The organism is Azospirillum sp. UENF 211521 (assembly GCF_058780535.1).
The window spans coordinates 3,327,733-3,339,909 of the sequence record NZ_JBSNCF010000001.1 but is presented as its reverse complement, the minus strand read 5'-3'; the positions used below and the strand labels follow the sequence as shown (position 1 = coordinate 3,339,909).

14 protein-coding genes and 1 pseudogene are annotated in these 12,177 nt (G+C 70.0%); 7 read left to right on the top strand and 8 right to left on the bottom strand.

Features of this window, described 5'->3' with window-relative positions; translation table 11 throughout:
- Nucleotides 1-94: 94 nt before the first annotated feature.
- From leuC to ACWPN5_RS15680, 5 genes and pseudogenes are all read left to right on the top strand, one after another.
- Nucleotides 95-1,498 carry a 3-isopropylmalate dehydratase large subunit gene (gene leuC, locus ACWPN5_RS15700; protein WP_145681350.1) on the top strand — a complete coding sequence of 468 codons (1,404 nt, stop codon included), beginning with the start codon at nt 95-97 and terminating at the stop codon, nt 1,496-1,498.
- Nucleotides 1,499-1,580: 82 nt separating this feature from the next.
- Nucleotides 1,581-1,697 (top strand): annotated as a pseudogene (locus tag ACWPN5_RS15695) (HTH domain-containing protein); the annotation flags it as partial.
- 93 nt (nt 1,698-1,790) lie between these two features.
- Nucleotides 1,791-2,270: a helix-turn-helix transcriptional regulator gene (locus tag ACWPN5_RS15690; RefSeq protein WP_247888149.1), complete on the top strand. Its 480-nt coding sequence runs from the start codon at nt 1,791-1,793 to the stop codon at nt 2,268-2,270.
- 104 nt (nt 2,271-2,374) lie between these two features.
- On the top strand, nt 2,375-2,752 hold the full coding sequence (locus tag ACWPN5_RS15685) for a VOC family protein (RefSeq protein ID WP_145681352.1): 378 nt from the start codon (nt 2,375-2,377) through the stop codon (nt 2,750-2,752).
- Nucleotides 2,753-2,760: 8 nt separating this feature from the next.
- A complete protein-coding gene (locus ACWPN5_RS15680) occupies nt 2,761-3,201 on the top strand; it encodes an EVE domain-containing protein (protein ID WP_492296202.1) in 441 nt (146 codons plus the stop codon).
- Nucleotides 3,202-3,222: 21 nt separating this feature from the next.
- On the opposite strand, the gene ACWPN5_RS15675 is transcribed toward ACWPN5_RS15680, so the two are convergent.
- From ACWPN5_RS15675 to ACWPN5_RS15645, 7 genes are all read right to left on the bottom strand, one after another.
- Nucleotides 3,223-4,554, bottom strand: a complete 1,332-nt coding sequence (locus ACWPN5_RS15675; RefSeq protein WP_492296200.1) for a branched-chain amino acid ABC transporter permease — start codon at nt 4,552-4,554, stop codon at nt 3,223-3,225.
- Between the two features lie 83 nt (nt 4,555-4,637).
- The gene (truA, locus tag ACWPN5_RS15670) at nt 4,638-5,375 is read right to left on the bottom strand and encodes a tRNA pseudouridine(38-40) synthase TruA (protein ID WP_200477854.1); all 738 of its coding nucleotides are present in this window, start codon (nt 5,373-5,375) and stop codon (nt 4,638-4,640) included.
- The gene (gene fmt, locus ACWPN5_RS15665) at nt 5,357-6,334 is read right to left on the bottom strand and encodes a methionyl-tRNA formyltransferase (protein WP_492296198.1); all 978 of its coding nucleotides are present in this window, start codon (nt 6,332-6,334) and stop codon (nt 5,357-5,359) included. The genes truA and fmt overlap by 19 nt, the downstream gene beginning before the upstream one ends.
- 39 nt (nt 6,335-6,373) lie before the next feature.
- A complete protein-coding gene (gene def, locus ACWPN5_RS15660; protein ID WP_145681357.1) occupies nt 6,374-6,880 on the bottom strand; it encodes a peptide deformylase in 507 nt (168 codons plus the stop codon).
- 126 nt (nt 6,881-7,006) lie between these two features.
- Nucleotides 7,007-7,237, bottom strand: a complete 231-nt coding sequence (locus ACWPN5_RS15655) for a hypothetical protein (RefSeq protein ID WP_014239339.1) — start codon at nt 7,235-7,237, stop codon at nt 7,007-7,009.
- Nucleotides 7,238-7,344: 107 nt separating this feature from the next.
- Nucleotides 7,345-7,554, bottom strand: a complete 210-nt coding sequence (locus ACWPN5_RS15650; protein ID WP_014239340.1) for a cold-shock protein — start codon at nt 7,552-7,554, stop codon at nt 7,345-7,347.
- A 201-nt stretch (nt 7,555-7,755) separates the two neighbouring features.
- Entirely contained in the window at nt 7,756-9,246 is a 1,491-nt protein-coding gene (locus ACWPN5_RS15645; protein ID WP_145681358.1) for a DNA recombination protein RmuC, read from the bottom strand.
- 163 nt (nt 9,247-9,409) lie between these two features.
- Between ACWPN5_RS15645 and ACWPN5_RS15640 the strand changes: the two genes are divergently transcribed.
- A complete protein-coding gene (locus tag ACWPN5_RS15640; protein WP_200477856.1) occupies nt 9,410-9,994 on the top strand; it encodes an NUDIX hydrolase in 585 nt (194 codons plus the stop codon).
- A gap of 19 nt (nt 9,995-10,013) precedes the next feature.
- On the opposite strand, the gene ACWPN5_RS15635 is transcribed toward ACWPN5_RS15640, so the two are convergent.
- On the bottom strand, nt 10,014-11,189 hold the full coding sequence (locus ACWPN5_RS15635) for a ChaN family lipoprotein (RefSeq protein WP_492296196.1): 1,176 nt from the start codon (nt 11,187-11,189) through the stop codon (nt 10,014-10,016).
- A 141-nt stretch (nt 11,190-11,330) separates the two neighbouring features.
- Between ACWPN5_RS15635 and ACWPN5_RS15630 the strand changes: the two genes are divergently transcribed.
- Nucleotides 11,331-12,068: an SDR family NAD(P)-dependent oxidoreductase gene (locus ACWPN5_RS15630; RefSeq protein ID WP_145674790.1), complete on the top strand. Its 738-nt coding sequence runs from the start codon at nt 11,331-11,333 to the stop codon at nt 12,066-12,068.
- The last annotated feature ends 109 nt before the right edge of the window (nt 12,069-12,177 follow it).

Below are 12,177 nucleotides of genomic sequence, written 5' to 3'. Positions count from 1 at the left end.
TGAAAGAGACGGCTATTGTGCGGCCCTCTTACCGCACGCTTCGTTCGTCCGGTCTGTGGTTTGCGAGAGAGAATTGCCGCGAGAGAGAGTTGCTATGTCCAAGCCGCGCACCCTGTTCGACAAGATTTGGGACAGCCACGTCGTCCACCGTCAGGACGACGGCACCTGCATCCTCTACATCGACCGCCATCTGGTCCATGAAGTGACCAGCCCGCAGGCGTTCGAGGGGCTGCGGCTTGCCGGCCGTCCGGTGCGCCGTCCGGAAGCGACCCTCGCCGTTCCCGACCACAACGTCCCGACCACCGACCGCTCCAAGGGCATCACCGAGGAGGAGAGCCGCATCCAGGTCGAGACGCTGGACAAGAACGCGCGCGACTTCGGCGTCCGCTACTTCCCGATGGACGACGTCCGCCAGGGCATCGTGCACATCGTCGGTCCGGAGCAGGGCTTCACGCTGCCCGGCGCCACCATCGTCTGCGGCGACAGCCACACGGCGACTCATGGTGCCTTTGGCGCCTTGGCCTTCGGCATCGGCACGTCCGAGGTGGAGCATGTGCTGGCCACCCAGACCCTGCTGCAGAAGCCGGCCAAGAACATGCTGGTCCGCGTCGACGGCGAGCTGCCGGCCGGGGTGACCGCCAAGGACATCGTGCTGGCGATCATCGGCCGGATCGGCACCGCCGGCGGCACCGGCCACGTCATCGAGTTCGCCGGCGACGCCATCCGCGGCCTGTCGATGGAAGGCCGCATGACCGTCTGCAACATGGCCATCGAGGGCGGCGCCCGCGCCGGCCTGATCGCCCCGGACGAGAAGACCTTCGCGTATGTGATGGGCCGCGCCCTGGCCCCGAAGGCCGGCGCCTGGGAACAGGCGGTGGAGTACTGGAAGACCCTGCCGTCGGACGAGGGCGCGGTCTACGACACCACCGTCGTGCTGAACGCCGCCGACATCGTTCCGCAGGTCACCTGGGGCACCAGCCCGGAGGACGTGCTGCCGATCACCGCGACCGTGCCGAACCCGGCCGACGTGGCCGACGCCGGCAAGCGCGCCGCCGTCGAGCGCTCGCTGGCCTACATGGGCCTGGAGCCCGGCCAGAAGCTGACCGACGTGAAGGTGGACACCGTCTTCATCGGCTCCTGCACCAACGGCCGCATCGAGGATCTGCGCGCCGCCGCGGTGATCGCCCAGGGCCGCAAGGTCGCCGAGGGCGTGCGCGCCCTGGTCGTTCCGGGCTCGGGTCTCGTCAAGGAGCAGGCGGAGGAAGAGGGTCTGGACAAGATCTTCACCGAGGCCGGTTTCGAGTGGCGTGAGCCGGGCTGTTCCATGTGCCTCGCCATGAACGCCGACCGCCTGTCGCCGGGCGAGCGCAGCGCCTCGACCTCCAACCGCAACTTCGAGGGCCGCCAGGGCCGCGGCGGGCGCACCCACTTGCTCAGCCCGGCCATGGCCGCCGCGGCGGCGGTGACCGGGCATCTGACCGACGTGCGCAGCCTGTAAGCTCTCACGGTCCGCTGGTACGCCCGGAGCGGGGATGGCCTTTCAGCCGTCCCCGCTTCGTCGTTTTTAGGGGCATCCTCCGCTGTCGCGCGCCGAACGCCTCATCGACCTGATCCAGTGCCTGCGGCGCCATCGCCGGCCGGTCAGCGGGCATGTCCTCGCCGACGAACTCGGCGTCAGCCTGCGCACGATCTACCGCGACATCGCCACCCTCCAGGCGCAGGGCGCCCGCATCGACGGCGAGCCGGGCGTCGGCTATCTCCTCCAACCCGGTTTCCTGCTGCCGCCGCTGATGTTCGCGGAGGAGGAGATCGAGGCGCTCGCGCTGGGCATCCGCTGGGTGGCCGACCGGGCGGACGGCGCGCTGGGGGCGGCGGCGCAGAACGCGCTCGCCAAGATCGCGGCGGTGCTGCCGCCGGACCTCCGCGACCGCATGGACGCCTCGGCGCTGCTCGTCGGGCCGGGGGAGCCGATCATCGGGGACGGCGTCGACCTCGCCGTCGTCCGGCGGGCCATCCGCGGGGAGCGCAAGCTGTCCATCGCCTACCGCGACCGCGACGGGGCTGCCAGCGAGCGCGTCGTCTGGCCCTTCGCGCTCGGCTTCTTCGACCGGCTGCGCGTCCTGGTCGCGTGGTGCGAGCTGCGCGGGGCGATCCGCCATTTCCGCGCCGACCGCATCGTCTCCGTGACGGCGCTGGAGGCCCGCTACCCGCGGCGGCGGCAGGCGCTGCTGAAGGAATGGCGCGAGGCCGAGGGCATCCCGGCGCGGTGAGCGCGTCCGCGCACGACTGCTGACAGAAACTGTCAGTGTGGTGCCTTAGCTTGGTCTTCACCGGACGGGATCGCCCGCACCGGAGACCAGCGAGGAAGCAGCCCATGTTCAGCGCCAACACCATCCTCCTCTATGTGGATAGCCCGACCGCCAGCGCCGCCTTCTACGCCGACCTGACCGGTAAGCCGCCGGTCGAGGCGTCGCCCACCTTCGCCATGTTCGCCCTGGACTCCGGCGTCATGCTGGGGCTGTGGTCGCGCCACACAGTGGAGCCGGCGGCTTCCGTCGGGCCGCTCGGCGGCAGCGGCGAGATCGGCTTCCGGGTGGCCGGTGCCGAGGCGGTGCAAGCCCTTCACGACGACTGGGTGCGGCGCGGCCTGACCATCGCCCAGCCGCCGACCGCCATGGATTTCGGCCACACCTTCGTCGCGCTGGACCCGGACGGTCACCGCCTGCGCGTCTTCGCCCCGACGGAAGCGTGAGGCCCGTCATGGATCGGACCACCGCCAGCCGCAGCTGGATCGCCGTCGCCTCCGCCGAGCATGCCCGGCGGGGGCGGGCGGAGGGCTTCATGCAGGTCTGCCACGGCAAAGCGGCGCCGCTGCGCCGCATCCGCCCGGGGGACCGCGTCGCCTACTATTCGCCGACCGAGCGCTTCCAGGGAAAGGACCGCCTGCAATCCTTTACCGCCGTGGGGATCGTGCGGGACGGCACGCCTTACCCGTTCGACATGGGCGGGGGCTTCGTGCCCTTCCGCCGCGACGTGCGGTGGCTGGACGGGCGGGAGACGCCGATCCAGCCCCTGCTCGACCGGCTGGACTTCTCCGCCGGGGTGCGGAACTGGGGCTATCCGTTCCGCTTCGGGCTGTTCACGGTGACCGACCGCGACCTGGACACCATCGCCGCCGCCATGGGAGCGGTCCTGTGCTGACCGGCTTGCGGTGTGGGGGCTTCAATCCCCCCGCCCACGGCTTCGGCCCATCAGCCCGTCCGGGCGGTAGATCAGGAAGAGGGTGAGCAGGCCAAAGGCCACGATGTCCTTGTAGGCGATGGCGAAATAGGCCGACCAGAAGGTCTCGACCAGCCCCAGCAGGGCTCCGCCCAGCATGGCGCCGGGGACCGACCCGATGCCGCCGACCACCGCGGCGGCCAGCGCCTTGAAGCCGATCAGATAGCCCGTGTAGAAATTGACCCCGCCGTAATAGAGCGCGATCACCGCCCCCGCCGCCGCCGCCAGTGCGCCGCCCACCGCGAAGGTGGTGGCGACGGTGCGGTCCACGTCCACCCCGACCAGCTCCGCCGCCCCGACGTCGTCAGCGCAGGCGCGGTGGGCGCGGCCGTAGGCGGTGCGCTGCATGATCGCCCACAGCAGGGCGTAGAGCCCCCCGGTCATCAGCAGGATGACCGCCTGCGAGGTCAGGGCGGTGACGGTGAAGGCGCCGTCGCTGAGCAGCTCGTGCCGGTCGGCCAGGAACTGGGCGGGCCACCAGTCGCGGGCACCGTGCAGAAGCCGCATCCCCTCCTGATAGGCGATGGAGAGGCCGACGGCGGCGATCAGCGGCGTGTGATTGTGGGCGCGGCGCAGGCGGCGGAACACCAGCCGGTCCATGGTCCAGCCCTGGACGGCGGTGAAGGCCATCACCGTGGCGAAGACCCCCAGCACCGCCAGCGGCAGGTTGCCCAGCCCGGCCATGCCCAGCGCCGCCGCCCCCATGGCGGTCAGCATGGCGCCGATCATCGTCAACTCGCCCATGGCGAGGTTGATCTGCCCGAGGATGCCGTAGACCAGCGTGTAGCCCAGCGCCAGCAGCCCGTAGACGCACGCCACCGTGGCCGCGTTGATGAGCTGTTGCAGGAAGAACAGCAGCGGCGCCCAGTCCGTCCGCGGTTGCGGTTCCGGTCCGCTCGACTCCGGCGGCAGGCCGAGGCGGGCGGCGGGCAGGCCGGCCCAGATGCGCAGCATGGTGAATTGCATGGGCCGCAGCCGCCCCATGCGGTCGGTCGCTACCATCACCAGCTCATGCCGTCGCGAATCGAAGAAGCGTCCGCCGAAGCGGCAGGCGATCCAGTGGGTGCCGGTCTCCGCCCGGTAGGTCAGGCGCAGCGCCGGCTCGTCGCCGCCCAGCGCCTCCGTGTCCAGGATGGTGACGGGGCCGGAGTCGAAGGCCGGGATCAGCTTGCCGCACAGAGCGGCCTGATCGCCGTCCACGCCGCAGCCGGTCAGCAGCAGGGCGGCCATCAGCAGAAGGAACAGCGGGAACAGGCGCAGCGGACGGCGGTGCACGGCGACGGAAACCCGGCCGGTTGTGCTTCGCCGGAGAGTCTATCGGCAATTGGCGACGAGCGCCAGCCGCCGCCTTGGGAGTGTCAGTAGCGGGCGTTGACGAAATACAGACCGTCCGGCGGGGCGGTCGGCCCGGCGGCGGAGCGGTTGCGGGCCTCCAGCGCGCGGCGCAGATCGTCGGCGCTCCACTTGCCGGCCCCGACCAGCTCCAGCGTGCCCACCATGTTGCGCACCTGATGGTGCAGGAAGGAACGGGCGGCGGCGTGCACCCGGACCTCGTCGCCGACCCGCTCGACGGCCAGCCGCTCCAGCGTCTTGACCGGGGAATTGGCCTGGCAGAGCGCGGCGCGGAAGCTGGTGAAATCGTGCTGGCCCACCAGGACTTGAGCGGCCGTGTGCATCGCTTCGGCGTCCAACGGCCGCATGACGTGCCAAGCGCGGCCCGTCTCCAGGGCGAGCGGGGCGCGGCGGTTGACGATGCGGAAGACGTAGCTGCGCCCCAGGCAGGTCATGCGCGCGTGGAAATCCTCCGGCACCGCCTCGGCCAGCAGGACGGCCACGGGGGCGGGCCTCAGGTGGAAGTTCAGCGCGTCGCGCAGCTTCAGCCCGGTGAAGGGCTTTTCCAGATCGAAATGGCAGACCTGTCCCAGCGCGTGCACCCCGGCGTCCGTCCGTCCGGAGGTGTGGACGCGCACGGTTTCGCCGGACAGGCGCTCGATGGCCTCCTCCAGCGTCTGCTGGACGGAGGGGCCGTTGTCCTGCCGCTGCCAGCCGACGAAGGGCCGGCCGTCGTATTCGAGGGTCAGTTTCCAGCGCTGCATGCGGCGTCGCCGAGACGGGTGCCGACGGGCAGGGCGCCGTGCAGGCCGCGCAGGAAGTCCGCACCGCTCACGGGCGCCTTGCCCGGTCGCTGGACGATCAGAAGGCGGATAGCCCCGAAGTGATCTTCGCAGGCAATGGTCAGGTAATCATCCAGCAGTGTTCCGGTCGGCCTTCCATGAGGAATATCCTCAACTTCGGCCGCCAGCACCTTGATGCGCTCGACTCTGTTCGCAATCGGCACGTCGAACCAGCAACCGGGCCAAGGCGTCAGTGCGCGCACCTGCTTGTCAATATACGGAGCGCCTTTACTCCAGTCGAGCCGGCCATCCTCGCGCGTCAGCTTGGCGGCGTAGGTCACGCCGTCCTCGGGCTGCGGCTCGGCGGTCAGGCGGCCGGCGGCGAGGCCGTCGAGCGCCTCGACGATCAGGCGGGCGCCCATGTCGGCCAGCGCGTCGTGCAGGCTGCTGGCGGTGGTCTCCGCGGTGATCGGCACCGCGCCCTTCAGCAGCATGGCCCCGGTGTCCAGCCCGATGTCCATCTGCATGATGGTGATGCCGGTCTCGGCATCGCCGGCCAGGATCGCGCGCTGGATCGGGGCGGCGCCGCGCCAGCGCGGCAGCAGGGAACCGTGCACGTTCAGGCAGCCCAGCCGCGGCGCGTCGAGGATCGGCTGCGGCAGGATCAGACCGTAGGCGGCGACCACCGCGGCGTCGGCCTTCAACTCGGCGAACTCCGCCTGGGCCTCGGCGTTGCGCAACGACTTGGGCGTGCGCACGGGGATGCCGCGTTCCTCGGCGAAGCGGTGGACCGGGGAACTCTGGACCTGCTGCCCGCGCCCGGCGGGGCGGGGCGGCTGGCTGTAGACGCAGACCACCTCGTGCCCGGCATCGGCCAGGGCGCGCAGGCTGGGCACGGCGAAGTCCGGCGTGCCCATGAAAACGAGGCGGAGCGGCGTCATGAAGAGTCGTCCAACGTCAGAAGGTTAGGCGTCAGAAGGTTAGGCGCGCTGCATCTTCTGGACTTTGCGCAGGATCATGTTGCGCTTCAGCATCGACAGGTAGTCGACGAACAGCACGCCGTTCAGATGGTCGATCTCGTGCTGGATGCAGGTGGCCAGCATGCCGTCGGCCTCAATCTCGCGGGTCTCGTTGGTCTCGTCCAGATAGCGGACGCGGACCGAGGACGGGCGGGTGACCTCGGCGTACTGGTCGGGCACCGACAGGCAACCCTCCTCGCACACCGACGTCTCGTCCGACTTCCAGACGATTTCCGGGTTGGCGAGGCGGATGGGGTTCGGCTTCTCGTCCTTGTCGTGCACGTCCACGACGATCACCCGCTCCAGGACGCCGATCTGCGGCGCGGCGAGGCCGATGCCCTTCGCGGCGTACATGGTCTCGACCATGTCGTCCATCAGCTTGGCGATGCGGGCGTCGACCTTGTCGACGGGCTTCGCCTTCTGCTTCAGGACAGGGTGCGGGGCGACGAGGATATCGAGAACGGCCATGGGAACTCAGCAACGGTGCGTGGAGGTGCGACAATCCGTCAAAATATGAGGGGCGGGCCACGAGGTCAAGGAAGGCGCAAGGCACAACCCGGGGCGACCCGCCGATCCTGTCATGACGGCCGCTCCTCAGAGGGGCGAGCGGGTGATCGACTTGATGGGGCCGCGGGGATTGCCGGACATCTCGGCGATCTTGCGGTCCTGCTCCTCGATGAAGCCGCGGGCCGGCTCGTCGCCGTCCAGGCCGCCGACCAGCGTGCCGGGGACCTTGCGGTTGGAGGTGCGGGCGCCGTCTTCGTACAGCACGTCGAACAGCACGAAGGCGCTGTCCACCGGCTGCTTCTTCTTGGTCTTGGCCATGGGGGGAACTCCGAACGTCAGGGGGGGGCTTGTAGAGGAAAAGCGCGCAACGGAAAAGGGCACCGGTTTCCCGGTGCCCCCTCCGATGCCGTGCCGTGAGACGTGGCTCAGACGGCCTTCAGGTTCTCCGCCGAGGTCTTGCCGCGCTTCGGATCGCGCTGCTCCTCGTAGGACACCTTCTGGCCTTCATTCAGGCTGCGCAGGCCCGCACGCTCGACCGCGGAGATGTGGACGAAGACGTCCGCGCCACCGTTGTCCGGCTGAATGAAGCCATAACCCTTGGTGCTGTTGAACCACTTGACGGTACCGACGGGCATGATTGCTCTCCGATTAGTATGAAAGGCGCCGCATCGGCCGGTGCGGCGCATCAGACTGTGTCCAGGCATAGCGACGATCTGGGCACCCGAAGGCGTAGCAGGCCGGCAGTCCGAAGCAGAATGACAGGAGGGAAATTGGGACCGCTCCCCTCCTTTGCAAGGCGAAACAAGACGGGCAAATCTGGGTTGCAGACTTCGGCCCTACGCTCTGGCCGCCGCGCGCAGTTCCGCCGCCCTCAATTCTGTTGCTCTCAATTCCGCTGCCCGGGGCTCGGCCGCACGAAGTTCCGGCGCCTGGAGCGGGCGCGGGGCGTGGTCCAGCGGTTCCAGCAGAGGAATCTCCTCGGCGCTGTCCGGGGTGGCGTGCAGGTCGCGAAAGCGGCGGGCGGTGACCAGCACGCGGGATTCCAGGCTGCCGACCGCCCCGTTGTAGCTGCCCACGGCCTTTTCGAGCTGCCCGCCCAGCCGTTCCATATGGCCGCCCAGATCGTGCAGGCGCTTGTAGAGTTCGGCGCCCAGCGCACTGATTTCGCGGGCGCTGTCGGTCAGCCGCTCCTGCCGCCAGCCGTAGGCGACGGCGCGCAACAGCGCGATCAGCGTCGTCGGGGTGGCGAGGATCACCCGGTGGTCGATGCCCGCCTCGATCAGCGCCGGGTCGTGCTCCAGCGCCGCGGAGAAGAAGTTCTCGCCGGGCAGGAACAGCACGACGAATTCTGGGGAATCCGCGAACTGATCCCAATAGGCCTTGGTGCCGAGCTGCTTCATATGCTCCCGCACATGGCGGGCGTGGCGCGACAACCCGTCGCGGCGGGCGCCGTCGTCGGCCGCCTGCACGCCGTCGAGATAGCCCTCCAGCGGCGTCTTGGCGTCCACCACGATGGTCTTGCCGCCGGGCAGCTTGACCACGAGGTCGGGGCGCAGCCGGCCGCCGGCGGCCTCCACGCTCATCTGCTCCACGAAGTCGCAATGGTCCAGCATGCCGGCCATCTCGCAGACCCGGCGGAGCTGGATCTCGCCCCAACGCCCGCGCGCCACCGGGCTGCGCAGGGCGCGGACGAGGTTGCCGGTCTCCGTGCGGAGCTGGGACTGGGTCTCCACCAGCGACAGCACCTGCTGCTTCAGCCCCTCGTAGGCGCCGGCGCGGCTGCGCTCCATCTCCTGGATCTGGCCGTCCATGCGTTCCAGCGACTGGCGCACCGGGGCGACGATGTCGGCGATGGCGGTCTGCCGCTTCTCCAGGTCGCCGCGCGCCTGCTCCTGGAAGGTCGTCAGCGTCTCCTTGGCGAGGTCGAGGAAGCTTTGGTTGTTGGAGCGCAGGGCCTCCGCCGACAGGGCCTTGAAGCTGTCGGACAGGGTGGCCTGCGCGCGCTCCAGAAGGGCCAGCTTCTCCGCCGCCGACGCGCGCTCGCGGGCCAGCGTGGTGGACAGCTCCGCCTGCCGTTCGCGGGCGGCGGACAGCTCGCCGGTCAGCCGGGCGATCTGGTGGTCGCGGGCTTCGACCTCCTCCCGCAGGTCGCCCTCGATTCGCTCGGCGACGTCGAGCCGGGTGACCAGTTCGGCGTGGATGGCGGCGGCCTCCGCCTCGGCGCGTGCGGCGTAGAGGCGCACGATCATGCCCGCCAGGATCGCCCCGAGAAGGGCGCCGGCAAGGCCGCCGAGAAGCACCGACTGTGCGTCGAACGCGAATTGCATGAAATTCCCCGGAGATCGCTGCGAACGCCGAGACTACAGGAACGAATCAGGAAAGAGAACGGGCAATGAACAAAGAAGAACCCATCGGCGGTTCCGTTCCACTCGCGATTCGGGTCGGCGATGCGGGCTTGCCCGTCGTCCCCGTCTGCGCCATATCCGACGGATGCCCGACGATCCCTCCTCCCATTCCGGCTCTTCCCAAGGTCCCCTCAAGGGCCCCCGCGTCCGCACCATCCCGCCCGGCGAGGACCGCGAGCGGCTGACCTGTCCGGACTGCGGCTACATCGCCTACCAGAACCCGCTGATCGTCGTCGGGTCGGTGGCGACCTGGGAGGACCGCATCCTGCTGTGCCGCCGCGCCATCGAACCGCGCAAGGGCTACTGGACGCTGCCCGCCGGCTTCATGGAGGAGCGGGAAAGCACCATGGAGGGCGCCGCCCGCGAGGCGTGGGAGGAGGCGCGGGCCAGGATCGCCATCGATTCGCTGCTGGCCGTCTACGACATCCCACGCATCAGCCAGGTGCAGATGATCTTCCGCGCCCGCCTGCTGTCGCCGGACGTGTCGGCCGGGCCGGAAAGCCAGGAGGTCGGGCTGTTCCGCTGGGAGGAGATCCCCTGGGACGAGCTCGCCTTCCCGACCGTCCAGTGGGCTTTGCGCGAACACCGGTCGCGGCTGGGCCGCCAGGACTTCGCCCCGGCGGTGAACCCCACGCCGGACGTGCTGGCGCAGTGGGAGCGGATGCTCTAACTCCGATCACTCCACCCCGTTATTCCACGGTGGGCGCGGCGGGGAACTTCGCCACGAGTTCCGCCGTGCCCTGCTCGCGCTTCACGGTCAGCGGCAGCCATGTGCCGGGGGCCTGACGCTGCACCACCGCCGTCAGGTCGGTGGCTTCGCGGACCGGAGAGCCCGCAGCGGCGACCACAAGGTCGCCCGCTGTCAGGCCGGCGGCGGCGGCGACGCTGCCCTCGGTGACGGAGCGCACGCGCACACCCTCCGGTCCCGGCTCCAGCATCACGCCCAGCCGGGGGCGGGGCGTCTCGGCCGGCGCCTCGCTCGCGCCCAGCCCGTAGACCGCGTCGGCGATCCGCCCGTCCAACTCGGCGCAGGGGCGGTCCTCGTCCCAGGGCAGCAGGACGACGCTGTTCCGGACGCCGAGGTCGGCCAGCTGATGGGGGACACCGTCGCGGCCTTCGATATGCCCCTGGCCGAGGATGGCGACGACAGTCCGGTTGGTCTGGCGGTGGGTCTCGGCGATCCGCTCGGCCATGGCGCGGTCCCAGACGGATTGCGCCTCGACGAAGCGCTCGAAACTGCCGGAGCGGCGCTCGGTCGGGCCGTGGGCGGCCATCACCTGGCGCAGCCGCTCGGTGTAGGAGGCGGGGGGAGGGGCCGGGTCGCCCACGCCCTCCCGCTCGCCGGCGGGGACGGCGGCCCAGCCCTCGCGCGCGGTGCGGCTGACCAGCCCGCGGTCGACGTTCAGCGCGACCACCGGCAGCCGGTTCATCCGGGCGAAATGCAGGATCGGCAGGTAGAAGCGCGCGTCGTAGCCCCAGACCTTCGGCCAGTTGGTCTCGCGCAGCAGCTCCGCCTCGGTCAGCTGCCCGGCGCTCCAGCGGTCGAGGACCGGCTGGACGCTGCGTGGGAACATCTCCATGCCGACCGCCAGATCGGGGTTCAGCGCGTGCAGCGCCGCCAGGGTGTGAAGCTGCCAGCGGTGGTGGTCGGCGTCGTCGTGCCGCTCTCCCAGCAGCACGGCGGGCGATGCCGCGGCGCGGCGCAGCAGGTCGGCGGCGTTCAGCGGGCGCGCGGCGGCGTCGGCCCAGCCGCCGGGCGGCACGCAGGCATCGGTTCGGGCGGCGGCCTGCGCCGCAGCCGTGTCGCCCAGGCCGGCCAGCAGGCCGCCGGAAAGCAGAAGGGCAGCCATCAAACGGGGGAGCACGTCGGCGGCCCTCCTGGATATCGTGAAACGGTTGGACTCAGGCTGAAGGTTGGGCGGTGGAGCGCGCCCGTCAACGGTGGAGGGTCTGACCGGCAACGGCCGCGCTGGCGCGGTGCGACGAAGCGGGCTATCGTGGACATCATGCCGCACCGTAAAACCGTCATTCTGACCGGCGCGAGCCGGGGCATCGGCCACGCCACCGTTCAGCGCTTCAGCGCCGAGGGCTGGCGGGTCATTTCCTGTTCCCGCGAGGAGGTGCCGGACCATTGCCGGCGCGATCCGAACTGGACCCACCACATCCCGACGGACCTGTCCGATCCGGACAGCCGCGCCCGCTTCCTGGAGGAAGCCAACCGGGCTCTGGATGGAGCGCCGCTGCACGCGTTGATCAACAACGCCGGCATCTCGCCCAAGACGCCGATCAAGGAGCGACTCGGCTGCCTGAACGGGGCCATCGAAGGCTGGCACCGGGTGTTCGAGCTGAACTTCTTCGCCCCGCTGGTGCTGGCGCGCGGCTTCGCGGCGCCGCTGTCGCGGGCGAAGGGGGCGATCGTCAACGTGACCTCGATCGCCGGCCATTCGGTGCACCCCTTCGCCGGGTCGGCCTATTCGACGTCCAAGGCGGCGCTGTCCGGCCTGACCCGCGAGATGGCGGTGGAGTTCGCCGAGATCGGCGTGCGCGTCAACGCCGTGGCGCCGGGCGAGATCGAGACCGCCATGACCGGCCCGGAATACGACGTGCTGATCCCGCGCATCCCGCTGAAGCGCATGGGCACGCCGGAGGATGTGGCGGCGGTGGTCTTCTACCTGTGCGGCCCCGACTCGGGCTACGTCACCGGAACGGAGATGTTCATCACCGGCGGGCAGCATTTGTATTGATGCGGGTGGTCGCCCGTTGGGGGTAAGACTCTGGGCGCACAAGATTTACGCGGATTTCGCGGATTTAAAGCACGGATCACACGGATTTTTTCTGATGCTTGCTCGGCAA

Bases quoted from the DNA above. Each gene is read 5' to 3' on its own strand.
- leuC (WP_145681350.1), top strand. From the start codon at position 95: ATGTCCAAGCCGCGCACCCTGTTCGACAAGATTTGGGACAGCCACGTC.
- ACWPN5_RS15690 (WP_247888149.1), top strand. From the start codon at position 1,791: ATGTTCGCGGAGGAGGAGATCGAGGCGCTCGCGCTGGGCATCCGCTGG.
- ACWPN5_RS15685 (WP_145681352.1), top strand. From the start codon at position 2,375: ATGTTCAGCGCCAACACCATCCTCCTCTATGTGGATAGCCCGACCGCC.
- ACWPN5_RS15680 (WP_492296202.1), top strand. From the start codon at position 2,761: ATGGATCGGACCACCGCCAGCCGCAGCTGGATCGCCGTCGCCTCCGCC.
- truA (WP_200477854.1), bottom strand. From the start codon at position 5,375: ATGCAGCGCTGGAAACTGACCCTCGAATACGACGGCCGGCCCTTCGTC.
- fmt (WP_492296198.1), bottom strand. From the start codon at position 6,334: ATGACGCCGCTCCGCCTCGTTTTCATGGGCACGCCGGACTTCGCCGTG.
- def (WP_145681357.1), bottom strand. From the start codon at position 6,880: ATGGCCGTTCTCGATATCCTCGTCGCCCCGCACCCTGTCCTGAAGCAG.
- ACWPN5_RS15655 (WP_014239339.1), bottom strand. From the start codon at position 7,237: ATGGCCAAGACCAAGAAGAAGCAGCCGGTGGACAGCGCCTTCGTGCTG.
- ACWPN5_RS15650 (WP_014239340.1), bottom strand. From the start codon at position 7,554: ATGCCCGTCGGTACCGTCAAGTGGTTCAACAGCACCAAGGGTTATGGC.
- ACWPN5_RS15645 (WP_145681358.1), bottom strand. From the start codon at position 9,246: ATGCAATTCGCGTTCGACGCACAGTCGGTGCTTCTCGGCGGCCTTGCC.
- ACWPN5_RS15640 (WP_200477856.1), top strand. From the start codon at position 9,410: ATGCCCGACGATCCCTCCTCCCATTCCGGCTCTTCCCAAGGTCCCCTC.
- ACWPN5_RS15630 (WP_145674790.1), top strand. From the start codon at position 11,331: ATGCCGCACCGTAAAACCGTCATTCTGACCGGCGCGAGCCGGGGCATC.